The organism is Pseudoalteromonas sp. H71 (genome assembly GCF_001468485.1).
Taxonomy (GTDB): domain Bacteria; phylum Pseudomonadota; class Gammaproteobacteria; order Enterobacterales; family Alteromonadaceae; genus Pseudoalteromonas.
In genome coordinates, this window is record NZ_LODI01000001.1 from 372,093 (window position 1) to 396,166 (window position 24,074).

At 40.3% G+C, this 24,074-nt stretch carries 26 protein-coding genes and 4 tRNA genes; 10 read left to right on the top strand and 20 right to left on the bottom strand.

What is annotated here, in order from left to right:
* Positions 1-25 precede the first annotated feature (25 nt).
* From rapZ to mgtE, 3 genes are all read left to right on the top strand, one after another.
* Complete coding sequence (gene rapZ / locus ATS71_RS01730) at positions 26-871, top strand: RNase adapter RapZ (protein WP_058403253.1); 846 nt, start codon at positions 26-28, stop codon at positions 869-871.
* A gap of 43 nt (positions 872-914) precedes the next feature.
* On the top strand, positions 915-1,187 hold the full coding sequence (locus tag ATS71_RS01735) for an HPr family phosphocarrier protein (protein WP_058403254.1): 273 nt from the start codon (positions 915-917) through the stop codon (positions 1,185-1,187).
* A 109-nt stretch (positions 1,188-1,296) separates the two neighbouring features.
* The gene (gene mgtE / locus ATS71_RS01740) at positions 1,297-2,655 is read left to right on the top strand and encodes a magnesium transporter (protein WP_058403255.1); all 1,359 of its coding nucleotides are present in this window, start codon (positions 1,297-1,299) and stop codon (positions 2,653-2,655) included.
* 68 nt (positions 2,656-2,723) lie between these two features.
* Here mgtE and ATS71_RS01745 read toward each other — a convergent pair whose 3' ends face one another.
* The gene (locus ATS71_RS01745; protein WP_058403256.1) at positions 2,724-4,910 is read right to left on the bottom strand and encodes a YgiQ family radical SAM protein; all 2,187 of its coding nucleotides are present in this window, start codon (positions 4,908-4,910) and stop codon (positions 2,724-2,726) included.
* Between the two features lie 107 nt (positions 4,911-5,017).
* Positions 5,018-7,213: a bifunctional diguanylate cyclase/phosphodiesterase gene (locus ATS71_RS01750; RefSeq protein ID WP_058403257.1), complete on the bottom strand. Its 2,196-nt coding sequence runs from the start codon at positions 7,211-7,213 to the stop codon at positions 5,018-5,020.
* Positions 7,214-7,364: 151 nt separating this feature from the next.
* Here ATS71_RS01750 and ATS71_RS01755 point away from each other — a divergent pair, with 151 nt between their 5' ends.
* Together ATS71_RS01755 and ATS71_RS01760 are read left to right on the top strand one after the other, a co-directional pair.
* The gene (locus ATS71_RS01755; protein WP_058403258.1) at positions 7,365-7,946 is read left to right on the top strand and encodes an SRPBCC family protein; all 582 of its coding nucleotides are present in this window, start codon (positions 7,365-7,367) and stop codon (positions 7,944-7,946) included.
* Positions 7,915-8,802 (top strand): TIGR03899 family protein, encoded by an 888-nt coding sequence (locus tag ATS71_RS01760; protein ID WP_058403259.1) that lies wholly within the window; start codon positions 7,915-7,917, stop codon positions 8,800-8,802. The genes ATS71_RS01755 and ATS71_RS01760 overlap by 32 nt, the downstream gene beginning before the upstream one ends.
* 33 nt (positions 8,803-8,835) lie before the next feature.
* Here the strand turns inward: ATS71_RS01760 and ATS71_RS01765 are convergent, their stop codons facing one another.
* The 8 genes from ATS71_RS01765 to ATS71_RS01800 all read right to left on the bottom strand — a co-directional run bounded on the left by ATS71_RS01765 (position 8,836) and on the right by ATS71_RS01800 (position 14,356).
* Entirely contained in the window at positions 8,836-9,606 is a 771-nt protein-coding gene (locus ATS71_RS01765) for a TIGR04219 family outer membrane beta-barrel protein (protein WP_058403260.1), read from the bottom strand.
* Between the two features lie 3 nt (positions 9,607-9,609).
* The gene (locus tag ATS71_RS01770) at positions 9,610-10,596 is read right to left on the bottom strand and encodes a DUF2333 family protein (RefSeq protein WP_058403261.1); all 987 of its coding nucleotides are present in this window, start codon (positions 10,594-10,596) and stop codon (positions 9,610-9,612) included.
* Positions 10,597-10,604: 8 nt separating this feature from the next.
* Positions 10,605-11,114 carry a copper chaperone PCu(A)C gene (locus tag ATS71_RS01775; protein WP_058403262.1) on the bottom strand — a complete coding sequence of 170 codons (510 nt, stop codon included), beginning with the start codon at positions 11,112-11,114 and terminating at the stop codon, positions 10,605-10,607.
* A gap of 78 nt (positions 11,115-11,192) precedes the next feature.
* Positions 11,193-11,519, bottom strand: a complete 327-nt coding sequence (locus tag ATS71_RS01780; RefSeq protein ID WP_008130274.1) for a hypothetical protein — start codon at positions 11,517-11,519, stop codon at positions 11,193-11,195.
* Between the two features lies 1 nt (position 11,520).
* Positions 11,521-11,736, bottom strand: coding sequence for a PspC domain-containing protein (locus ATS71_RS01785; protein WP_058403263.1), 216 nt, complete (start codon positions 11,734-11,736; stop codon positions 11,521-11,523).
* An 8-nt stretch (positions 11,737-11,744) separates the two neighbouring features.
* On the bottom strand, positions 11,745-12,425 hold the full coding sequence (locus ATS71_RS01790) for a PspA/IM30 family protein (protein WP_058403264.1): 681 nt from the start codon (positions 12,423-12,425) through the stop codon (positions 11,745-11,747).
* A 242-nt stretch (positions 12,426-12,667) separates the two neighbouring features.
* Complete coding sequence (gene dusA / locus ATS71_RS01795) at positions 12,668-13,642, bottom strand: tRNA dihydrouridine(20/20a) synthase DusA (protein ID WP_082653577.1); 975 nt, start codon at positions 13,640-13,642, stop codon at positions 12,668-12,670.
* Between the two features lie 93 nt (positions 13,643-13,735).
* Complete coding sequence (locus ATS71_RS01800) at positions 13,736-14,356, bottom strand: MarC family protein (protein ID WP_058403265.1); 621 nt, start codon at positions 14,354-14,356, stop codon at positions 13,736-13,738.
* Between the two features lie 94 nt (positions 14,357-14,450).
* Between ATS71_RS01800 and ATS71_RS01805 the strand changes: the two genes are divergently transcribed.
* The 3 genes from ATS71_RS01805 (at position 14,451) to ATS71_RS01815 (ending at position 15,854) form a co-directional block, all read left to right on the top strand.
* Positions 14,451-14,888 (top strand): transcriptional repressor, encoded by a 438-nt coding sequence (locus ATS71_RS01805; RefSeq protein ID WP_058403334.1) that lies wholly within the window; start codon positions 14,451-14,453, stop codon positions 14,886-14,888.
* 73 nt (positions 14,889-14,961) lie between these two features.
* Positions 14,962-15,429, top strand: a complete 468-nt coding sequence (locus ATS71_RS01810; protein ID WP_058403266.1) for a chemotaxis protein CheX — start codon at positions 14,962-14,964, stop codon at positions 15,427-15,429.
* Positions 15,426-15,854, top strand: coding sequence for a secondary thiamine-phosphate synthase enzyme YjbQ (locus ATS71_RS01815; RefSeq protein WP_058403267.1), 429 nt, complete (start codon positions 15,426-15,428; stop codon positions 15,852-15,854). Before ATS71_RS01810 ends, ATS71_RS01815 begins: the two co-directional genes overlap by 4 nt.
* A 232-nt stretch (positions 15,855-16,086) precedes the next feature.
* On the opposite strand, the gene ATS71_RS01820 is transcribed toward ATS71_RS01815, so the two are convergent.
* The 5 genes from ATS71_RS01820 to orn all read right to left on the bottom strand — a co-directional run bounded on the left by ATS71_RS01820 (position 16,087) and on the right by orn (position 17,195).
* Positions 16,087-16,162, bottom strand: a tRNA-Gly gene (locus ATS71_RS01820).
* 90 nt (positions 16,163-16,252) lie between these two features.
* Positions 16,253-16,328 (bottom strand) — tRNA-Gly (locus tag ATS71_RS01825).
* A gap of 38 nt (positions 16,329-16,366) precedes the next feature.
* Positions 16,367-16,442: transfer RNA gene (locus ATS71_RS01830), tRNA-Gly, on the bottom strand.
* Between the two features lie 38 nt (positions 16,443-16,480).
* Positions 16,481-16,556, bottom strand: a tRNA-Gly gene (locus tag ATS71_RS01835).
* A gap of 93 nt (positions 16,557-16,649) precedes the next feature.
* Positions 16,650-17,195 (bottom strand): oligoribonuclease, encoded by a 546-nt coding sequence (gene orn, locus ATS71_RS01840; RefSeq protein WP_058403268.1) that lies wholly within the window; start codon positions 17,193-17,195, stop codon positions 16,650-16,652.
* Positions 17,196-17,357: 162 nt separating this feature from the next.
* On the opposite strand from orn, the gene rsgA reads away from it, so the two are divergent.
* Together rsgA and asd are read left to right on the top strand one after the other, a co-directional pair.
* On the top strand, positions 17,358-18,416 hold the full coding sequence (gene rsgA, locus ATS71_RS01845) for a small ribosomal subunit biogenesis GTPase RsgA (protein ID WP_058403269.1): 1,059 nt from the start codon (positions 17,358-17,360) through the stop codon (positions 18,414-18,416).
* A 15-nt stretch (positions 18,417-18,431) separates the two neighbouring features.
* A complete protein-coding gene (gene asd, locus ATS71_RS01850; protein ID WP_171034611.1) occupies positions 18,432-19,310 on the top strand; it encodes an archaetidylserine decarboxylase in 879 nt (292 codons plus the stop codon).
* 385 nt (positions 19,311-19,695) lie between these two features.
* Here the strand turns inward: asd and ATS71_RS01855 are convergent, their stop codons facing one another.
* The 5 genes from ATS71_RS01855 to ATS71_RS01875 are packed head-to-tail and all read right to left on the bottom strand — an operon-like array spanning position 19,696 to position 23,987.
* Positions 19,696-20,445 carry a HesA/MoeB/ThiF family protein gene (locus tag ATS71_RS01855; protein ID WP_058403270.1) on the bottom strand — a complete coding sequence of 250 codons (750 nt, stop codon included), beginning with the start codon at positions 20,443-20,445 and terminating at the stop codon, positions 19,696-19,698.
* Complete coding sequence (thiE, locus tag ATS71_RS01860) at positions 20,438-21,976, bottom strand: thiamine phosphate synthase (RefSeq protein ID WP_058403271.1); 1,539 nt, start codon at positions 21,974-21,976, stop codon at positions 20,438-20,440. Before thiE ends, ATS71_RS01855 begins: the two co-directional genes overlap by 8 nt.
* A 12-nt stretch (positions 21,977-21,988) precedes the next feature.
* Positions 21,989-22,780, bottom strand: a complete 792-nt coding sequence (locus ATS71_RS01865) for a thiazole synthase (RefSeq protein ID WP_058403272.1) — start codon at positions 22,778-22,780, stop codon at positions 21,989-21,991.
* A gap of 4 nt (positions 22,781-22,784) precedes the next feature.
* Positions 22,785-22,979: a sulfur carrier protein ThiS gene (thiS, locus tag ATS71_RS01870; protein WP_058403273.1), complete on the bottom strand. Its 195-nt coding sequence runs from the start codon at positions 22,977-22,979 to the stop codon at positions 22,785-22,787.
* The gene (locus ATS71_RS01875) at positions 22,980-23,987 is read right to left on the bottom strand and encodes an FAD-dependent oxidoreductase (protein WP_058403274.1); all 1,008 of its coding nucleotides are present in this window, start codon (positions 23,985-23,987) and stop codon (positions 22,980-22,982) included.
* Positions 23,988-24,074 lie beyond the last annotated feature (87 nt).

Consider the following 24,074-nt stretch of genomic DNA (forward strand, 5'->3'; position numbering starts at 1 on the left):
TCGTAATAAATTTAAAGGGTGATTAATGGAGTTGATTATCATAAGTGGCCGTTCTGGTTCTGGTAAGTCGGTTGCTTTACGCGTTGTTGAAGATCTAGGTTATTATTGCGTAGATAACATCCCTGTAAATTTATTACCTTCTTTGGTAAGAAGCGTTTCTGATAACTACGATAAAATCGCTGTTAGCATCGATGTGCGAAACTTGCCAAAAGAACAAGATGAATTTAATCATATTATTGAATATTTACCGGGTTTTACAAAACCAACACTATTTTATTTAGACAGTGAAGATCAAACATTAATTAAACGTTTTTCAGAAACAAGACGCTTGCACCCTCTATCAATCGATTCGCTTCCGCTAGATTTAGCTATAAAAAAAGAAAAAGAACTGCTTGATGTGCTAACTACTCGTGCCGATTACATGATAGATACAAGCGACTTGAGTGTTCATCAACTCGCTGAATCGATTCGTGAAAAAATATTAGGTAAAAAAGACAAGCAGCTGATTGTCACATTTGAATCATTTGGTTTTAAACATGGCATTCCTAAAGAAGCAGACTACGTATTTGATGCACGTTTTTTACCTAACCCACATTGGGAGCCTGAACTAAAACCACTCAATGGCTTAGACCAGCCAGTAAAAGATTATTTAGCTAGCCACAGCATAGTTCAAAAGTTCACATGGCAAATACAAACTTTTGTGCAAACCTGGTTGCCCCATTTAGAACGCAATAACCGTAGCTACTTAACGATTGCTATTGGTTGTACTGGCGGACAACATCGCTCTGTATATTTAGCGCAAACAATTGGTGAAAGCTTTGCAGTTACACACCCTAATGTAAAAATACGCCACAGAGAACAAGAAAAATAATTTATATAAACTAATAACCTGTTCAGCTTTGATAGAGTAATGTATGCGCATAGAAGACACTTTTTTAATACAAAATAAATTAGGGCTACATGCCAGAGCCGCGACAGTATTGGCTCAACTTGCTGTTAAATTTGATGCTTCAATCACTTTATTTCAAGATGACAAAGAAGCTGCTGGTGATAGTGTATTAGCACTGATGCTACTTGAAAGTAGCCAAGGTAAAGAAGTTAAAGTGGTATGTGAAGGACCTGATGCAAAACAAGCTTTAAATGCAGTTGGAGAGCTTATTTCGCAACGATTTAACGAGCAAGAGTAACGTTAATTTTTAACAATTAAATAAAATAACTATAATCAAAAATAACTGGCTAATAGTTCGTACTCTCCCACCCACTAAGTAACAGTTACAATATAAATAAAGGACGCCAATGCCCGAAGCTTTTGAACAAGACTACCCACTACAACAACTAAAACAAGTGACTAAGTCACTTAATAGTGGCCAGTTTGTTCAAGTTAGACGCATGCTCGCAAAAACCGCCCCATGTGATACTGCTTTATTATTAGAGTCGTCTCCTCATAAAATTCGTCGATTACTTTGGCAACTTGTTGACCCTGATGTTCAAGGTGACGTACTAGAAGAGTTATCAGAAGACGTACGTTTAGGCATCATAGCCCAAATGGAACCTGAGCATATTGCTGCCGCTACTGAAGATATGGGGCACGATGACTTAGGCGAAGTGTTACGTAGCTTGCCTGACACCGTTTATAAAGACGTTGTTAGCGCTATGGATATTCAAGACAGAGAGCGCGCAACACAGGCGTTGTCTTATCAAGAGCGTTCTGCTGGCGCGCTCATGAACACCGATACGGTAACTATTCGTCCAGACGTTACCATTGATGTAGTACTACGCTACATTCGACTTCGTGGAGAGTTACCTGAAGGCACAGATGATCTGTATGTAGTTGATAAACATAACTGCTTTATTGGTGCTTTATCGCTGAGTACATTACTGACTAATTCACCTGAAAAAATTGTTCGCGACTTAATGGATGAAGAGTGTGAGTCAATTCCAATATCTATGGATGAAAGTGAAGTTGCACAATTATTCGAACGCCATAATTGGATCTCTGCCCCTGTTGTTGATGATAATGATCAACTGCTAGGTCGTGTCACAATCGATGATATTGTCGACGTTATACGAGAAGACGCCGAGCATAGCTTACTGAGCTTGGCAGGTCTTGATGATGAAGAAGATACCTTTGCTCCCGTCCTAAAAAGCTCTAAAAAACGCTCAGTATGGTTAGGAGTTAACTTATTGACGGCGCTTGCAGCCGCCTTTGTAGCTAGTTTTTTTGAAAGCACACTCGATATTTTACCTATATTAGCAGTGCTTAATGGCATTGTACCTTCTATGGGTGGTGTTGCTGGTAGCCAGTCGCTTACGCTTGTTATTCGTGGTATTGCTGTCGGTCATATTAATCAAACTAACCAACGTTTTTTAATGATGAAAGAACTGGCCATAGGTGCGCTTAATGGTATTTTATGGTCATTATTAATAGCGGGTGTCATTGCACTATGGCAATGGGACTTTATGCTCGGCGGCGTGCTTGCTTTTGCTATGTTTATGAATTTAGTGGTAGCTGGCGTGGCTGGGGCGAGTATCCCTATTTTACTTAAAAAAATGAATATAGACCCCGCACTTGCAGGTAGTGTAGTGCTGACAACAGTGACCGATATTGTGGGTATTTTTGCCTTTTTAGGCACCGCTACCTGGCTATTAATATAATTATAAAACTGTCACAAAAAAACGCGCAGTTAATGTATAGCTGCGCGTTTTTAGTTATTCAGTAAAAACTACCTGGCTTTTTGTCTATTTCCACCCACTTTAGGTTTTGTATTGGCCTTTTTAAATTGGCTAAATCCCGTATGACGTGTAAGCGCTGGGCGACCACTTTTGCGGCCTTTATTAACGGCTTTACCCGCTTTTTCATCGCGGCCTTCTTCTGGCACTAAACAATTTGGCCCTTTACCAATTAAATTAGCCTTACCCATTTTACGAAGTGCTTCACGTATCATTGGCCAACCTGATGTATCGTGATAGCGCAAAATAGCTTTGTGTAATCTACGCTGGCGAGCTCCTTTTGGCACAGGCACTATCTCACTATTATTTTTAATATTACGTAAAGAGTTCATCTCTGTATGATAAATAGTGGTTGCATTGGCCATAGGTGATGGATAAAAATTTTGCACTTGATCTAACTTAAAGTCATTTGATTTAAGCCATAAAGCCATATTAACCATATCTTCGTCTTTGGTTCCCGGGTGGGCAGAAATAAAGTACGGAATTAAATACTGCTTTTTACCTGCTTCTTTTGAGTACTTATCAAATAACTCTTTAAATTGGTCGTAAGCGCCCATGCCAGGTTTCATCATTTTGGATAATGGGCCGTCTTCAGTGTGCTCTGGTGCTATTTTTAAGTAACCACCTACATGATGCGTCACCAATTCTTTTACGTACCGAGGATCGCGTACAGCAAGGTCATAGCGAACACCCGAAGCGATTAATACTTTTTTAATCCCTTTCACATCACGCGCTTTTTTGTATAAATCGATAGTAGGTGTGTGATCAGTATCCATGTGCTTACAAATGTCAGGGTATACACATGATAAGCGTCGGCAAGTGCTTTCTGCTTTTTTACTTGTACAACGTAGTTTGTACATATTGGCCGTTGGCCCACCTAAGTCGGAAATAACGCCTGTAAAACCAGGCACTTTATCTCGGATCTGTTCAATTTCTTCAATAATTGATTCTTGCGAGCGACTTTGAATAATACGACCTTCGTGCTCTGTAATCGAACAGAATGAACATCCACCAAAACAGCCACGCATAATATTAACCGACGTTTTGATCATGTCGTAAGCGGGAATTTTAGCGTCGCCATAGCTTGGATGAGGAATTCGTTGGTAAGGTAACCCAAATACTGCATCCATTTCATGTGTTTCTAACGGGTAAGCCGGTGGGTTTACCCAAATAGAGCGATCTCCATGACGTTGAAACAACGCTCTTGCACAACCAGGGTTAGTTTCTTGGTGTAATATCCTTGAAGCATGGGCATATAAAGGTTTGTTAACACTTACTTGCTCGTAGGCTGGGAGCTTAACATACGTTTTTTCCCATGGCTTAGGACGCGCTGGTTGCACAGTAATGGGCTTTGCAGCTTCAGCCTTTAAATCAATACCGGCTTGTTTAAATTCAGATTTACTGCAGCCAACATCATCGGCTCCGTAAGGATTTGGAATGGGGTCTATTTTACCAATTTTATCAATTGCAGTTGAGTCACTGCCACGCCAGCCAGGTAGTGGCTCTTTGCGGATAACAGCGGTACCACGGATATCTTGAATTGTATCCATCGTTTCGCCACCGGCAATTCGGTGGGCAACTTCAACTAATGGGCGCTCAGCATTTCCGTAAATTAATATATCGGCTTTTGAATCAAACAAAATGCTACGGCGCACTTTTTCTTGCCAATAGTCATAATGAGCAATCCTACGAAGGCTTGCTTCAATACCACCAATAACGATAGGAATACCTTTATATGCTTCACGACATTTTTGAGAATAAATCATCACAGCACGGTCTGGTCGCTTGCCCCCTACGTTGTCAGGAGTATACGCATCGTCATGGCGCATACGCTTTTCAGCTGTGTAGCGGTTAATCATCGAATCCATGTTGCCGGCCGTTACACCAAAAAATAGGTTTGGTCTGCCAAGCTCCATAAATGCATCTTTTGTATCCCATTTAGGCTGAGCAATTATACCCACCCTAAACCCTTGCGCTTCAAGTACACGCCCAATTACGGCCATACCAAAACTTGGGTGATCAACATATGCATCGCCACTAATAATTATTATGTCGCAGCTATCCCAGCCAAGTGCATCCATTTCTTCGCGTGATGTGGGTAAAAATGGTGCGGTGCCATAACACTCAGCCCAATACTTTGGGTAAGAGAATAAGGCGCGCTTAGCTTTGAGTGTGCTCATAAATGTGACCGTCGAATAACAAAAGGCGCAAATTATACACCATAGCCTTGTTTATATATACAACATTACAGGGGATGAAATACCTATAACGTTAAGCCTATAATTATCTAGGTATTTTGTTTGCTAATGAACTCTAGTAACTTTTTTTCAGGCATAGGTTTTGCGTACATAAACCCTTGCACTTCATCACATCCTAAGTCTTTTAAAAACTTAGCCTGTTCCTGCGTTTCAACACCCTCTGCTATTGTTTTTAAACCTAACTTTGCACCTAACGATATTACTAGCCCTGCAACGGCACCGTTATCACCATTATCCAAATCTTTAATAAATGCCCTATCAATTTTTAATCTGTCTATAGGTAAGCTTTGAATGTAACTTAATGACGAAAACCCGGTACCAAAGTCATCAATAGCCACTTCAATACCAAGCGCCTTCAGCTCTCTTAAAGTATTAATAACCGTGTCTAATTCATCCATTACTACACTTTCAGTGACTTCAAGCTCAATGTTTTTTGGATTCACGCCGTATTTTAGTAAGGTATTTTTAACTGTTTGCGCATACCCTTTAACTTTAAATTGCGGAACCGACACGTTAACAGCAATACAAATTTCGGTTCCTTCATTTTCTAATCGCTTTTGCTGTTGGCAAGCTTGCTCCAGCACCCACTGCCCTATATCTACAATAAGCCCAGCATCTTCAGCTAATGGTATAAATACCGCAGGTGAAATATAGGTGCCATTTTCTAATGGCCAGCGTAAAAGGGCTTCACAACCAATTAAAGATAAATCATCAAACGCTAACTGCGGTTGGTACCACACTTCGAGCTTCCCTCTAGCAAAGTCATGGCGCAGCTGTCTAATTAAGCCTAATCGCCACTCCATTTTTTCTTGCATATCAATACTGTAATAAACACCTTCTTTATGCTTTATTTTTTTAGCATGATTTAAAGCAATATAAGCCACTTTTAATGTTTCAATACCTGAGCCTTGAAAGTCTTGCTGTTGGCATAAGCCAATTCTAAAATCAATTGGCAAAACATGTTCTGCAGCACTAAATGATGGGCTTAGTTTTTCGTTAAAATCGGCAATGTTAAATTCATTTTTTAATATTAAAAAACCAAATACATCCGCCCCTACTCGCGAGAGCAACTGCGCCGTTGGTGCAATTGTTCGTAGGCGCTCAACAATAGCAATAAGTAGCTTATTGCCTACATCTTGCCCTAAGCCGTCGTTTATATCTGAGAAGTTAATTACATCTAATAAAACAAATACATATTTATTTTCATGTACGTTTTGAAAATCATCTATGCGTTCAATAAAGTCCGTTCTATTTGAAATACCAGTGAGTAAGTCTTTGTAGGCTGCATCTCTTAATTTTACAAACAACCGAATATTATCAAGCGCAATACTGATATTAGTTAAAAATATTTCGGCAAACTGCAATTGAATATCTGTAGGCGCTCCACCACACTCAATATATAAAGCAGCTTTGCGGTGCTTACTTTTTAAAATAAAGGTGATGCTATTATCAGTATATTGATGGGTAAGCTGTTCAAAACTGGTTTCAACCTGAGGTAATGCAGTTTGGTTAACATTAACTAACTTTTCACCAAAATACTCTTCGTACTTTTCACATCCACCCAGGACCTGAATAAAATTTTCACCATCAAGCTTGGTGCAAATTAATCCGTTAGATTTACAACCTAAAATGACTCCCATAAATTCAATTGCTTTGTTGCACAATACTTTTATATCTGTTTGCCCCAAAATGTATTTAGATGCAGATAAAATAGTATTCATTGCTTGGGCTTGGTACTCAAGTAGGCAAATTTGTTCATAAGAACGAATAGCAGCAATAAGTGTTGTAACAAGTTTTGAACGTGTCAGCTCTGTTTTAGTTTTGTAATCATTTATGTCGTAATCACGAATAACTTTTTCTTCGGGGATGTTAGCGGCTTGGCCCGTACGTAAAATAATGCGAACGCGTTTGTTATTTAGAGTGTCTCTGACATGTTTAACCACCTGAAAGCCGGCATCGTCAGTTTCCATAATAACGTCTAAAAAAATAACGGATATATCATTAGGCTGGGTAAGTATATTTTTGGCCTCAGCGCCAGAGTATGCATGATGGAACCTAAGCCTAGCGCCGCCATATTCTAATCCAGATAATGCGAGTTTTGTAACCGTATGAATTTCTTCGTCGTCGTCTACAATTAAAATATCCCAATAACGAGATGGCTCAACAACTATTTCGTCGTCTTGCTGTTGGTCTAAAAATAGAAAATCATTTTGTTCAGACGACATATTTACCCTTTTCAGATACTGCTTAATGCTATAAATACTCTAACGTAATGTTTAAAAAGCTATAAATTTAGTTTTTGGCTTATGATCTAATTCATACTATAGTCGATTAACAAAAAGTTGTTACATATAAACTTAAAAAACTACCAAAGGTATGGTTATTAAATTATTAAAAACACTGTTCAAATACGTATTAGTTTTACTACTTATAACAGTCGTAGTCGGATTACTGCTTCCACAAAACTACCGTGTGAGTAAAAACGTAGAAATCAATGCCAATATCAGCACAATAAAAACACTTGTTGCTGACTTTAATCAATGGCACACATGGTCACCTTGGCAGCAAGTAGACCCTTCCATTGAATTTATTGTTAATGAACCGGGAGCTGGCGTAGGCGCACATCAATCGTGGGTAGGACAATGGGGGCATGGCGAAATGACCATTACATCTATCAGTGAAGATAAAATGACATTTAATATACTATTAAATAATGAACATATTATTGAAGGTATACTCACCTTTTCACAGCAAGCAAATACCAATACCGTGACCTGTTATATTGAAGGACAATCAACGACTCTACTCATATCAGGCTATATGGCACTCGTGTATGAGTATATTTTGAATAACACTCTAGAGCTTGGGTTAAATAATTTAAAAACCGTAGCACAATTAAGCGATATACAAAGCGTAGCAAATAGCCATGACAGTAAAAACAGCACAAGCACGGATTAATTTAGCCAATATAATAGAATCGTTACTTGGCTATCCTGTCACTAAGGTGGCCAGCAGCGACACATCGCCAATAACAGAGCAAAGTTACAATACAAGAGGGCAAGTAAAACCGCTATATCATATTAATAGTGAACACCCTTTACTAACTCGCGCCAAACAAAGACACGATTTACTGGCTATAAAGCGACAACAAAACATAGAGGCTATTTTAACCACGGCAATGGAGTTTTGCCCGGACGTAGCAAGCAATAAACAGCCAGACGCAGACTGGGTGGAACACTTTATTGCTTTATGTGAGGACACCTCAAATAGCTCTATGCAAGCCTTGTGGGCAAAAATTTTAACCGGTGAAACATTAAATCCTGGTACATTTTCAATCAAAAGCTTACAAACTTTAAAGCATATGACTCAGCGCGAAGCCGATTCTTTGCAAAAGTGTGTATCGCTTTCTGGCTACAATGAAAAAGACGACAGCCACTTTATTTTACTTGGCTTTTATAAGAAACCGTCTTTATTTGATCTGCTTCGCAAGGGAAATAAAGTGTCATTAAATTTAGGAAAAACAGGAATAAGCTTTCCTGATATTTTAACTTTAATGGATTTGAATTTACTTTATAGAAAAGAAATAGAATCAGCTGTACTTAAAGCAGGGCAAGAACTCACACTCTCTTTTTTATCTCAAAAAGTGACACTCAAAGCAAAAAATAGTGATTTGGTTTTAAGTTATTACAAGTTCACCCAAACTGGCGATGAGCTATCTAAACTTATACGATTTCCTGTAAACAAAATATATAAGCAACTAGTAAACACGGCATTAGAAGGAGAGTTTGATTTAGCGTGGCACACTACAAAATAGAACGCCACGCTTTGTTTAATTAGAAGGTACTAATTAAAAGTGAACCTGAATACCTGCAAACGGACCCGATGCGTCAATATCTGTAGTAATATCATCAACATCATCTAGCTCTAATACCATTGAACGGTAACCTGCTTTAACAGCAATATCTACAGCTAAGTTATCAACAAGCTCCCATGCAACACCCACTTGGTAATCTTGCACTTTACTATCGTCAATTGCCAAAAGGCTACCTTCAAAAAACACACTTAAACCTGTAAATGGTAAGCCTGCTTCTGCACGCGCGTATGCAAGTGGTACAAAACCAGAAAATTCAACCGTTTCAGTGAAGTTTGCACCACCATCTTGCGTTGTTCCGTTAACAATAATGTCACCGTCAAACTGCTTCGCATTTAGACCTAAATCAATAGAAACCAGATCATTATCAAATATTTCATAATACAAGATATAATCAACATGTGTTAAATCACTTACAGAATTAACGGTTGTACCCACTACATAGTCTGAACCATTAAAGCTAAATGTATCATTTAGTACTGTAGAGCCGTTTAATTCAAGTTCAGTATACTTAAGCTTTAGGTTAGGTACTAAAGGCACCGGATGCTCGAGTGCAGCATAGTAACTAATGTATGTTTCGTCTTCAAAGTTAAAATCCTGAGGTGCATTATCTTTATAAGAAAGCTGACCTTCATTATCTGATTGCCAACCATCAACACCCACATATAAACCTAACAGAGTGTCAGCTTGCGCTGCTGGAGCTAAACAAGCCATAGATAGGGCTGCTGCTAAACAATACTTTTTCATTTTTTATCCTTGCGCTAATAGTTCGCTAAGTTCAATTAAAGCCGCGTTGGCTCTAGAGATATAATTTGCCATAACAAGAGAATGATTAGCAACATAGCCAAAGCCATTGCCATTCAAAATTAGTGGGCTCCATACGGTTTCTTGAGTGGCCTCAAGTTCACGAATGATTTGCTGTAAGCTTACACGTGCGTTTTTCTTTTCAAGTACATCATTAAAGTCGTACTCAACGGCCTGTAAAAAGTGCAGTAACGCCCACGTTGCGCCACGAGACTCATAAAATACATCGTCAATATCAAGCCATGGCGTTCTTACTTGCTGCTGCAATGGCGCAAGCGTTGCTTGCTTATTTGAAGAGTTACCAGCTAGGTCAGTATTAACCTTATCTTGGCCAACACTTGCACTTAAACGCTGACTTAGGCTGCCTAACCGCTTTTCTGCCTCTTTTAACCAGCTGCGTAAGTTATCGGCCCGTGCATAAAACTGGCTGTCGCGTTCATGCTGATGAGCCATTTGCGTACGATAAACAATTAAGTAATCAATTCCTTTTTGGTACTCACCTTCTGCACTTGGCCACGCCCAAGCTTCAGAGCTTATATTAAATTGCGGTTGTGCTTTTTTGAGCGCTTCATGTTCAGTTGATTGAGATTGAGAACGGCTAAAATCTTTTCTCATAGAAAGTGATAAATCACGGACCATTTCAAGTGCGCCATACTCCCAAGCAGGCATATCATCCATAATAATACTAGGTGGAATAACATCGTTTGATAAATACCCACCTGGCTTATCAAGTAACGTATTTGCAACGGTAATAAGTGTAGATGTAGTGATATAGCCCGTCACCATCGTTTCATTTCGAAGTTGCGCCTGCTCTTTTGCATTTTCAACCACATCAAAACGTGAAGGCTCAGTACTCCAGTAAACGGCAATGGCGTAAAATATAATAAGCAGTAAAACTAAAATGCCTGCTATTTTTCCTTTGTGTTGCGACATGTAAACTCCTAATGATGAGAATGTTGTGCTGATGACTTAGCTTTATTTATTTGCGACTCTAGCGTAACCACCTCAATATTTGTAAACAAGCGATTACCATCACTAAAATATAGCGTTAGTTTGCGTTCTTGCCCTGCATTTAAAGGTTCTTGCGGCTCAAACACCATTAAATGATAACCACCGGGCTGAAAATCGACACTGTCATGTGCTTTTATACTCACCGATTCAACCTTTTGCATTTTCATCATGCCATTAACATGCGCGTGCTCATGTATTTCAACGCGCCCTAACCCGTCAATGCTGGCCTTTGTTAATGTTGCATTCGTATCACTATGATTTGAAATAGTTAAGTAGGCGGCACTGGCTTTACCGCCAGGTAAGAACTCTCTTACTTGCGCGTTACTTACTTCAAGTTGTGCAGTATCGGCTGAATGGTTATGGCCAGAGTGCGCAGCCAAAGATGACGAAAAAAAACTAAAAGCCAATGCAGACACAAAAGATAAACACAATTTTGCCATCATTTAATCCTTGTAAAAACGTAATATCACACGTTAAATTTAACATAGTTAACGGGGAATAGTGAGTTAAATTAAGGATTAAGAAACCACTTTTTTGTTATCAGCCACTAACCAGCATAATACGGCAATAAATAATAATGGCCATGCAATCATCACTGAGCCAAATAGCAAAGCCAAAACAGTACCAATAACAGCCACTGCGGCTGCACCTATTAAACCTAACGTCACTAATGCAGCAATTGCGGCAACGGCTACGATGGCTATAAGTACACTCACTAATTCAACACCAACCCAGCTCATATCTGCAATCCACAATGGAAACTGCCACGTGTCAAAGTTTAAAAATGAGAATGAATTAGTAAAAAACACCAAATAAATGAGTATACAAACAGCGATAGCTTTCATTTTAAAACTCCTTAATATGCTTTTCTTCTAAACAGCAATGCGCAATAAAATAACCAAGCGCAACTGCAAACGGAAAACTTAAAAACAGTAAAATAGTAACCAAACGTGTTGCCCATACCGGAAAATCTAATCGGTATGCTAAGCCACTACATACGCCAGATATTTTTTTGTTTAACGTGTCTTTAAACCAGCCACGCTGATGATTAAATCGACTCATAATTCCTCCTACGCGCTTTGTTTAGAACTAACATTTAAGCGTGCTTTTAAACTAGCCAGCTCGGTGTCAATTTTTTCGTTTTTAACAAGTGACTCAATTTGAGCGGCTGTCGAATTAGCGGCGTCAGTTAACTCATACGCCTCAACTTGCGCTTCAATACTCTCAACACGTTGCTCTATTTGCTCGAAACGAGAGAGCGCATGAGCTACTTTATCGCTATTTAACTGCGTATTTATATGCGACCGAGCAACAACTACATCGTGACGCTGCGCGAGTTGAGCTTGCTTTGTCTTTGCTTCTGAAATTTTTTGCTGTAGGCGCTCACAGTCAGATCTAATTTTTAATACAGACTCCTGTAAGGTCTCAAGTTGGGCTTGCTTTTTTTCAATGCTCTCGCTTACAGCTTGTTTAGATATAAGTGCTGACTTAGCAAGGTCATCACGCCCTTTTTCAATTGCTAATTCAGCTTTAGATTGCCATGCTACAAGCTCTGCTTTTTTAGTATCAAGGTGGCGGTTTATTGCTTTTTCTTCACATAAAAGCGCGGCGGCTGTGCTTCTACACTCGTTTAATGCATCCTGCATATCGTTAAGCATTAAGTTAACAAGTTTTTTAGGATCTTCTGCTTTATCAAGCAGTGCTACAATATTTGATTGAATAACATCGTTTACGCGATTAACTATTCCCACGGTATTCTCCTGTTGATTTTTAATTGATTACAACAAGTAGATTCCAAGAGTTATGCCAAGTCATTTTAAATTAATAAAAGATAAGTATAATCATAGAGTTAAAGCGAAAAAAGATAAGATTGAAATGACTATCCGCTGAACAGCATTAAGTATAATTGGCCAATAAATTATGTTTTTGACTAATTTTTAGGATCAAAAAAGCCACTATATAAGTGGCTTTAAATGCAACGTTTGAAAAACATTTATTCGGGTACAAAGCTGAGTGCTTTATCCATTACCGATAAATCAGCCTGCTTACCATGGCCGTTTTCTGAAAGATGACGTCTAAAGCCACGCGCACCAGGTTGCCCCTGAAAAATACCCAACATATGACGTGCTACATGCCAAAAATTAGCGCCTAATCGCATTTCTTCTTCAATGTAATCATACATAGAGCGAACCACATCATGGCGGGTTTGCGTATTAACTTCATCACAATAAATTTTTTCATCAACCTCATTAAGCATAAACGGATTACTATAGGCTTCGCGCCCAACCATAACACCGTCAATATAGTGAAGATGCTCAAGGCTTTGTTCAATCGTTTTAACGCCGCCATTAATACTTAAATCGAGTTGCGGATAATCTTTTTTAAGTTGATAAACTCGGGGGTAATCAAGAGGTGGAACTTCACGGTTTTCTTTAGGGCTTAAGCCATTTAGCCATGCTTTACGCGCATGGATAATAAAGTCATCACACCCTACTTTATGGCTTGCTTCAATTAAGGCACATAAAAACTCATACGAGTCTTGCTCGTCTATCCCAATACGCGTTTTAACAGTAACAGGAATTGCAACTTCACTTTTCATAGCCGCAACGCACTGTGCAACCAATTCAGGCTCGGCCATTAAACACGCACCAAAGCGACCATTTTGAACGCGATCTGATGGGCAGCCTACATTTAGATTAATTTCATCATAACCACGCTCACCGGCAAGCTTTGCGCATTTTGCCAATGCTTGAGGATCAGAGCCACCTAATTGCAATGCAACGGGTCCCTCGTGCTGATTAAAGTGTAAATAATCACCACGACCAAATAAAATAGCACCTGTGGTAATCATTTCTGTATACAACACGGTGTGCTTTGTCATTTTGCGATGAAAAGTACGGCAATGACGGTCAGTCCAATCAAGCATTGGCGCGACAGAAAAGCGTCTGTTTAAAGTTGGTTTATCCAAAATATGTTCATCCAAATGTAAAACCCAAGTGGGTATAAAAGCAAAGCAATTAAGGGAGGCGCATTTTACACAAAACCCCGACTAGCGGCAATATTAGCTATATACCTGCAAGCCAAAGTAATGCGCTATACCGTTTAAAATATTAGTAACTGCTACAGAGCTTAAAATAAGTCCCATTATTCTACTTATTATACTAGCACCGCTATCGCCAATTACTTTATGCACATGCGTTGCAAGTAAAAGTAATATGAGTACTAGGGCTAATACGGCAAGCATCATCGACGACGTCATAAGTTGCTCAATCCAGGTAAACTCTTCATTTCGCGTCATAAGCACGGCACCCAACATCGCACCAGGGCTTGCAATTGAAGGAATAGCTAAAGGAAAGATGGCTGTTTCAGTGCTGTCTCGTACGCTTTTTATTTCAGTTTCGGGTTTGCTCTCACCAAATATCATCGACAGTGCAAAAAGCAGCAGTACTATGCCGCCCGCTATCTGAAAAGCCGACAATGGAATTTCAATCGCATTTAATAAAAGCTCACCAGCGACAACAAAAAATAGCAGCACAATAGCCGATACCCCAACGGCCTTGAAGATGACCTTGCGCTTAAATTTATCATCCTCCCCTCGGGTCACAGCTATAAATACAGGTACAGTGCCTATTGGGTCTATTACCGCAAAAAAGAAGATAAAAATGGCTAATAATTCGTTCATTTCGAGTTTTCCTGACTAAAAATCGCCTAATAAAAACACTGCAACTACAACACAGTATGTTAGTATATCACGGTAGCGTAAGGATAAGAGAATGATGAATATAGAATCACTAGTTAGTAAAGCTAAGCAAGTATGTGACAACCGTGGCGCTCGTTTTACGCCTATCCGTGAAAAAGTATTTCGCTTATTAGCCAGTGCACAAGGTGGTGTAGGCGCCTATGACCTACTGGAACAATTAAAAGTAACCGAATCGGGTGCTAAACCAGCCACTATTTACCGCGCGTTGGATTTTTTAGCCGAACTGGGATTTATCCATAAAATTGAAAGCACTAACGCATTTATGTTGTGTCATCATTTTGATCATATTCATCCGGTACAATTACTTATTTGCGATAATTGCGGGTTTGTTAAAGAACTGCACTCTACCGTTATTTCTCATGAACTAAATAACTTAGCGGCTGAAAGTGGGTTTGTAGTAACAGGGCAAACAATAGAAGCACATGGTAAATGTGAATCTTGTAGAGCTTTATAAAAACAAAATAATTCTTAATGGCTATACTAGTAAATTGTAGCCATTTAATAGCACAAATTTAAGAGTATTCAGTATGAATGTAGAGTTTATCAACCCTTTCTTATCATCATTAATCAATGTGTTAAGCACAATGGCACAAACACAATTAAAACCTGGTAAACCACGCATTAAAACTGACGAGGTCGCGTGTGGGGATGTATCTGGTTTAATTGGCATGGTTGGCCCGCAGACTCGTGGCTCGTTTTCAATTACATTTGATGAAAGCTTGGCACTGACAATTATGGAACGCATGCTAGGCGAGCGCCCTAACTCTATCAACGAAGAAGTAACTGACATGGTGGGTGAAATCACCAACATGGTTACCGGTGGTGCTAAAAATTTATTAGGTGAAAAAGGATTTGATTTCGATATGGCAACACCTATTGTTGTATCGGGTGCAGGCCATACAATAACGCATAAGAGCCAAGGCAAAAAAATCATAATGCCATTTAGCAGCGACGCTGGCACTGCAAATATAGAAGTTAGTTTCGACAAGCTATGAGCTGGCAGCAAAAAACAATCACATTGAAACCTCGTCCTCGAGGTTTCCATTTAATTGATAACGACGTTTTAAATAATCTCTCCGAAATTGCCCACTATAAAGTAGGTTTATTGCATTTATTTATCCAACACACATCGGCAAGCCTGACTATAAATGAAAACGCCGATCCGACTGTGCGTATGGATATGGAAAGTCACTTCGATAAATTTGTACCTGAGCGACAACCTTATTATCGCCATGACTATGAAGGCGATGACGATATGCCTGCCCACATAAAAACAAGTACACTTGGTTGTGCGTTAAGTATTCCTATTTCAAATGGATACTTAGCATTAGGGACTTGGCAGGGTATTTATTTAGGCGAGCACCGCGATGCTGGCGGTGCAAGGCGCATTATAGCGACTATTCAAGGCGAGCTGTTTTAACTGAAGTTTCAACACTTCTCAGTCAAAAAGTATCAACCCCACTTGCTTCAACTATACGACCTCATAATAAAATATCGCTTTATTAATGCAAAGCTGGCTCTGCGCGAAAAGTGATAGCTTCAAATAACCAAAGCCTGAATGCTGAATATTACAAATAAGAAAAAATTAGATAATAAAGGTTTGAATTATAATTTATTATTTTTAATATAGATATTTTGAAGGTATAAAGTATTGGAGCGGTACACGAGGCTCGAACTCGTGACCTCGACCTTGGCAAGGTCGCGCTCTACCAACTGAGCTAGTACCGCATTTTTACTTCTTTAGTTATTTTACGTTGGGTCGCGTTCAACATTCTAGCAACGTATTTTATATTTTAACTAAATTTTTTGGTTAGAAATTGGAGCGGTACACGAGGCTCGAACTCGTGACCTCGACCTTGGCAAGGTCGCGCTCTACCAACTGAGCTAGTACCGCATTTCTAAACTTTAGCTCCAATTTCTTTGGTGAGAAATTGGAGCGGCACACGAGGCTCGAACTCGTGACCTCGACCTTGGCAAGGTCGCGCTCTACCAACTGAGCTAGTACCGCATTTCTAAACTTTAGCTCCAATTTCTTTGGTGAGAAATTGGAGCGGCACACGAGGCTCGAACTCGTGACCTCGACCTTGGCAAGGTCGCGCTCTACCAACTGAGCTAGTGCCGCATAATCGCTTGCTCAAGCACACTAACCCCGCGGGGGTTATCGTCTTGAGCGGGGCAGGATTCTACAATAATACGATGTGTTTGCAAGTGTTTTTTACAAATTAAAGAATTTTTCTCTGTATACCTTCAATTCCATAATTGAATCTTTAATATCGTCTAAGGCAAGGTGCGAACCTTTTTTATTTACTTGGGCTAATACTTCTGGCTTCCAACGCCTTGCAAGCTCTTTAATTGTACTCACATCGAGGTTACGGTAATGGAAAAAGTCTTCGAGTTCACGCATATATTTATTCATAAAGCGTCTGTCTTGCCCAATTGAGTTTCCACACATTGGGGATGCCCCCGCAGGCACCCATTGCTTTAAAAAGTCTAATGTTTGCGCTATCGCATACTCTTCATCAAACGTACTTGCTTTACAGCGCGCAGTTAAGCCTGATTTACCATGCTGGGTCGTGCACCACTCATCCATACCATTAAGTAGCTCATCACTTTGGTGAATGGCTATAGTTGGCCCTTCAGCCAATATATTAAGGTCTGCATCCGTGACAACAGTTGCAATTTCGAGTATTTTGTCAGTCGCAGGTTCAAGTCCGGTCATTTCCAGATCGAGCCAAATTAAGTTTGATTTATTAATAGTCATAATTACCTTAAACGGTGCTTTTCTTTAGATCCAACGCATTTCGATATATGATATTAGCATCAACCGTCGAGCTAAAGCTTTTTTTATACCAACTCGGTTAAGTATTATTGCAAATTGGTATTATGCTCAAAGCCGACATTTAAACAAGGTTATAGGCCAAAAGTGGCAAAACAGAAAAAATTAAGTAAAGGCCAATCACGTCAGATTAAGGCCAATCATCAAAAGCGCATTAATAGCGCAGGTTCAAAACCAGCTAAAAAAGGTGCTCAAGAATGGCAGGCCGATAATTTAGGTCAGGTTGAAAGCGCTATTGTGATCAGTCGCTTTGGTCAGCACGCTGATGTTGAAACGCAAAGTGGCGATGTGCTTCGCTGTAATATACGTCGTACAGTATCTAATTTAGTGTGTGGTGACGAAGTGTTATTTCGTCGCGCTAAAGTCAGTGAAGGCGATTTAGCGGGAGTTATTGAAGCAACACAAGAGCGTCGCTCACAACTAACACGCCCTGACTTTTACGATGGTGTAAAAGTCATTGCTGCAAATATTGACCAAATACTGATGGTTTCTGCTGTATTACCTGAGTTTACACCCAGCATAATTGACCGTTATTTGATTGCGTGTGAAGACATGGGTATTGAGCCTATTTTAGTCCTTAACAAAATCGACTTAATTGACGAAGCTGGCCTTAATGACATCCGAAAAGTGCTCGATATTTATCGCAAATTAAATTATCGCGTACTACTTGTTAGTAATATAACAGGCGAAGGAATTGATGAGCTCAAAGACATGCTTGTTGGCAAAAATAATATTTTTGTAGGCCAAAGTGGCGTAGGCAAATCAACCCTGGTAAACACTGTTCTGCCAGATGCAGAAATATTAACTAAAGAAGTATCTGAGAACAGTGGCTTGGGCCAACACACCACAACAGTATCACGCCTTCATCACTTACCCAGTGGTGGTAACTTAATTGACTCGCCGGGTATACGTGAATTTGGATTGTGGCATTTAGACGTTGAACGTGTGACTTGGTGCTTTAAAGAATTTAGAGAATTTATAGGCGGATGCCGTTTTAGAGACTGCAAACACTTAAACGATCCGGGCTGTATAATAAAAGAAGCCGTAGCTAATGGCGAAATATCTCAGCTTCGCTTTGATAGTTACCACCGAATTTTAGAATCAATGGCCGATGGCCGTGCCGGCGCTCGCGCGCCTCGCGTATAATTTAGGAAAAATACTGTGAGTTTAGATAAATTTAAAATAGCAATGCAATACGCAATGCCAAAACATTTTATTTCGCGCGTTGTTGGTAAATTAGCAGCCGCTAAAGCCGGAGCATTAACAACTACGCTTATCAAGCTGTTTATTAAACAATATAAAATAGACATGAGCGAAGCTAAATATTCTGATCCTGCTCATTACAAAACCTTTAATGAGTTTTTTACTCGTCCGCTTAAAGACGGCGTTCGCCCTATGGTTGAAGATTCAGATACGATTATTCATCCTGTAGACGGCGCAATAAGCCAGTTAGGCGACATAGTTGACGGACAGCTAATTCAAGCTAAGGGCCACGACTACAGCTTACAAGCGCTATTAGGCGGCTCTGAGGACGACACCACGCCATTTTTAGGCGGTAAATTTGCAACTATTTATTTAGCACCTAAAGACTACCACCGTATTCATATGCCTATTGATGGCACATTAAGCAAAATGATTTACGTACCGGGCGATTTATTTTCAGTAAACCCACTTACAGCGCAGAATGTTCCCAACTTATTTGCGCGTAACGAGCGTGTAGTCGCTATTTTTGAGACTGAAATTGGTTCACTCGCCATGGTACTTGTAGGCGCAACAATTGTTGCTAGCATTGAGACTATTTGGGCTGGCACCGTTACTCCACCAGCTGGCAGTGATGTATTTAGCTGGAACTACCCTACTAAAGGCGAAAACGCGATTACCCTTAAAAAAGGAGATGAAATGGGTCGCTTTAAATTAGGCTCAACGGTAGTACTTGCATGGGGCGCTAATAAAGCAGACATACTTGACGATCAACTTCCTGAAGTTGTAACTCGATTAGGTACTGCGTTTGCAAAAATTAAAGAAAATGAAGAGCTGTAAGTTTTTAGTTTTTAGTTAAAGATTAGAAAACACCGCGTGTATGATAAACGCGGTGTTTTTTTATTGGTAGGAATAGAGCTTGCTCACACAAAATATAAACATAATGTTCCACCTCTAAAACGACCCACTTCTTAACCTTTCAGTTAATAAATAACTTAATATTTTGTACAAAGAGAAGTGAAAGAGGAATAAATGAGAAAAGATAAAACAAATACTTATTTTAAGCTTATCTTTTCCTCTAAAGCGCAGCGAGTTTACCTCGCGTCGGATATTTTGCATTAATAAATATACACAGCATAAATTTCAAATGCGCAAGCAAGACGCAGAGCTTGCTCACGTGAGAAGCGCAGCTTCTCATAGCTTCCCCCGCGAATTACCTCTTACTTTATCCACCGCACTCTTTACAGTTTAAATCTTTAACTACTTTAAAATGTTGCTGCTTTAAACTCAGCGCATCAAAAGTAATAAACACACTACCCTCAACATGCCCTAGCAGCATATTAAGCGTAAGTTGAGCCTGCATAGAACCAATGACACCTAATAACGGGCTAATTACTCCTGCATTACTGCAATTAATAACTGGTGCCTTATTCGTTTTTGGAAAAACACAGCCGTAGCAAGGACTTTGAGTTTGTGTAAAGTCAAACCCCATTAACTGCCCACTTGTTACAATAGCAGCACCAGCTATTAAACGCGTTTTATTCGCTAGGCAATAGCGGTTAACACTATAGCGCGTGGTAAAATTGTCTGAGCAATCAAGTACTACATCGGCATTATTTAAAAGCTCAGCAGCATTGTTATCATCGAGCTTTTTACTGTGTGTCACTATGTGTATTTGATTATTAAGGCTTGCTAATACTTTGCCAGCGGCTGCTACTTTACTTTGCCCTAAGTGGTTTACTTTATAAAGCACTTGGCGCTGCAAGTTTGAGAGCTCAACGGCATCATCGTCTATTAATATAAGCCTACCAATACCTGCCGCCGCTAAATATAAAAGTGCAGGACTGCCTAAGCCGCCTGCACCTACAACAGCTACCGTTGCAGCTTTTAGCGCTAACTGCCCTTCTAGCCCTACTTCTTTTAATAATATGTGGCGGCTATAACGCAGGGCTTCTTTATCGCTGAGCTTATCCATTAGGCTGATTTATAGCGCTTTGTAGCGCATTAATCGCGGCAATATAATCATCCGCTTCGCTAATAGCTCTTACCACCGCTACACTGCCTACGCCTGTATTTGCAACTTCGTTTGCGCGGGCTAAATTTATTCCACCAATGGCAACCGTTGGGTAGCTTTGCATTAAGGGCACACACTTTTTAAGTTTATCGAGCCCTTGTATTTGCCCTGTCATATCTTTGGTCGTGGTAGGGTAAATTGCACCAAATGCCATGTAACTTGGTCGGTAATTATGCGCACGCAGCATTTCGTAAAAGCCATGGGTAGAAAGCCCAAGTCTTAAACCTGCGTCTTTAATAGCGGCTAAATTAGCAATGTTTAAATCTTCTTGCCCTAAATGCACACCGTAAGCACCGTGCTTTATTGCTAACTGCCAGTAATCATTAATAAATACGTGAGCGCGATGCTTTTCACCCAGTTCAACTGCCTGTTTTATGAGCTCATCAAGCTCAGCGTCAGTTTTATTTTTTACACGTAGCTGAACTGTTTTAATGTCTTGTTGTAAACACTTCTCTAACCATTCATTACTGTCTACAACCGCATACAAACCTAATTGCTTACTTTCACAAGGAGCGAAATCAGCGGCCATATTAAACTCAAGCGGCACATCAAAATCAAGCTCATCACCCAGCCAGCTACCTGGCTCAATGACTTGTGGAAAGTCATCTAAATTTGTAGGAAAGCGAGTTTGCGCAACCGGTCCTATTCCTTCACCGTATCTCACCGACTGCTTTAAGCCTTGGTTTATATAAGCTTTAGCCAAAATAAAGGCATCTTTTAGTGGGTAGTCTTTTGCTAAACACGCTGCAATAACCGACGCCATGCTGCACCCCGTACCATGGTTGTGCGGGTTTTGGATCTTTTTATTACCAAGCCAATACTCTTCACCATTTTGCGTCAAATTATTTACGCAATAATCAATACAGTAGCCGCTTGGGTAATCCCAATGCCCACCTTTAATAACAACCGCTTTTGCGCCCCAACTTAGCAGTTTATTTGCGGCATCTTTAACAGCGCTTGGGCCAATTAAATATACGCCGGTTAATAATTGAGTTTCGTGCGTGTTAGGCGTTATTACGTCCACCAGCGGCATTAAGCATTCTTTAATGGCACTTACGGTGTCTTCTTCAGTTAATACATCACCACTTGATGCAATGGCAACCGGGTCGTAAACAATGACAGGTGGTACGGGCCATTTAGCTTTGTAATGTGCTACATGCTCACTTATTAATTGAATTTGCTGAACATTTGCTAACATGCCAATTTTAATAACTTTGGCTTTCATATCTTTTTCAAGTGCCAAAAGCTGTGATTCAATCACGTCAGTAGACACCGCATTAATAGCTTCTACACCTAAACTATTTTGCGCTGTGAGAGCGGTAATTGCGGTGCAACCATGCACACCAAAACTTTGCATCGCCTTTATATCGGCTTGAATACCTGCGCCACCACCTGAGTCTGATCCGGCAATTGTCCACACTAAATTGTTCATACTATTTATTTCCTACTGCTGATGCCAAAATGGCATGCCCATTGTGGGAGTTGATGGGGCTGCTAAATCTTTTTCAGGCATTGCTTTTGCGTTATAAGCAAAACGTCCCGCTTCCACCGCCGCCTTAAATGCACGGCTCATGGTAATGGGGCAACCCGCCCCAGCAATCGCTGAATTTAATAATACCGCATCATACCCTAATTCAAGCGCTTGGCAGGCATGCGACGGTAAACCTAACCCTGCATCCACAATAAGTGTTGTATTTGGTAAGCGTTCACGAATTGTTTTTAAATTATAACTATTTAAAAGCCCTTTACCGGTGCCAATAGGCGCCCCCCAAGGCATAAGCACTTCACACCCTAGCTCATTTAAACGCTGGCAAAGCACTAAATCATCGGTGCAATAAGGCAGGACTTTAAACCCGTCGTTAATTAATATTTCTGTGGCTTCAAGCAAAGCAAACGGATCGGGTTGTAAGTTATAGTCGTCACCTATAAGCTCAAGTTTAATCCAGTCAGTAGCAAATACTTCGCGGCACATTTGAGCAAGCGTAATAGCTTCTTTTACACTGTGACATCCGGCCGTATTGGGCAGTATTTTTAAACCCGTATTTTTTATTAATTGCCAAAAGTCATCTCCCGCCGCCACGCTTTGCTGTCGCCTAAGTGATACCGTCACAATCCCCGCACCAGACGCCTCTATTGATTGGGTCATAATATCTGGCGATGGATACAAAGCGGTGCCAATTAGTAATCGGCTATCAATTGCTTCACCATAAATATTTAAAGTGTCTTTTACATGCATGCGCCTACCCACCTTGAATAGGCGATAACAACTCAATGCTATCCCCTTCATTTATAACAAAACCGTTATGCTGGCTTTTTGGTATAAATATGCCGTTAACAGCCACCGCATAAGGAGCAACTGCTCCATACTCTTTTAATATTTCAAGTAATGCATGAGAGGTTAAATCTAAAAGCTCACCATTTAATGTAATGTTCATCTAATACTCACCTATGTACGATAGTGCTTGCGCAACAAGAACAGGAGCCAACATATAGCCATGACGATATAAGCCATTAATACTGATTACATTTTCGGATTTTTTTACTTGTGGTCTGTTGTCACTAAACGCAGGGCGAAGCCCTGTTTGAATACCTAATAAGCGCCCTTCTGCGAATCCGCTATGCACCGTGTAAGCTGCCGACAATAACTCAAGTGTTGAGCGTACCGTGGCAGGGCCGCTGTCTTGCGATTCAATTTCGGTAGCGCCAATGACATATTCATTATTAGGTTTTGGTGCAATATAAATAGGATAACGCGGATGCATTAAGCGAACTGGGCGCGTTAAATTAACTTCTGGCGCATAAAGTCGTGCAACCTCACCTCTTACACCGCGAAGCGGTTGCCCTGCTTTTGCGCCAAGCCCCCTGCAATCAATAATAAAATCAAACGGGCGATTATTAATTTCACCATTTTTAATGGTTACCCGCTGATTAAACACAAACTTCACTTTTCGTTTATTAAGCAGGGTAAAGCTTGCTTTATAAAACGCCTGGTTATCTATTTGCCCTTCACATGGCAAAAATACACCTTGGCTAAAACGATTTGCAAGCTCGGGCTCTAACTGCGCTATTTGCTGAGCATTTAATGCCTGAGCGCTGTGCCCAGCTATAGGTTTTATACGCTGGGTAAAGCTTTGTAGGTCGCCTTTATCTTGCTGATGCGCAACCACTAATGTGCCTTGCTGCTGAAAAAACACATCGTGATCAAGCTCTTCAATAATTTGAGGCCAGCGATTAATCGAATCCAACCCCATTTGTGCTAAATCGGCTTCACATAATACCGACTCAGCCAATGGCGCGAGCATGGCCGCTGCGACTTTACCTGCGCTATTGAGTGCATGTTCATCATCTGCCTCAAACACGCTAACATGGTGCAGCTTGCTCAGCTCAAGTGCAGCAAGCCTTCCCGCCAAGCCAAATCCAACGACCGCAATATTGTACTGCATAACAGCTCCTCTATTCGTTGGCTGCGAATCACAAACCACATGTAATGGTGTACTTTGGTAGCCATCACATTGCATGCAACTCGATAT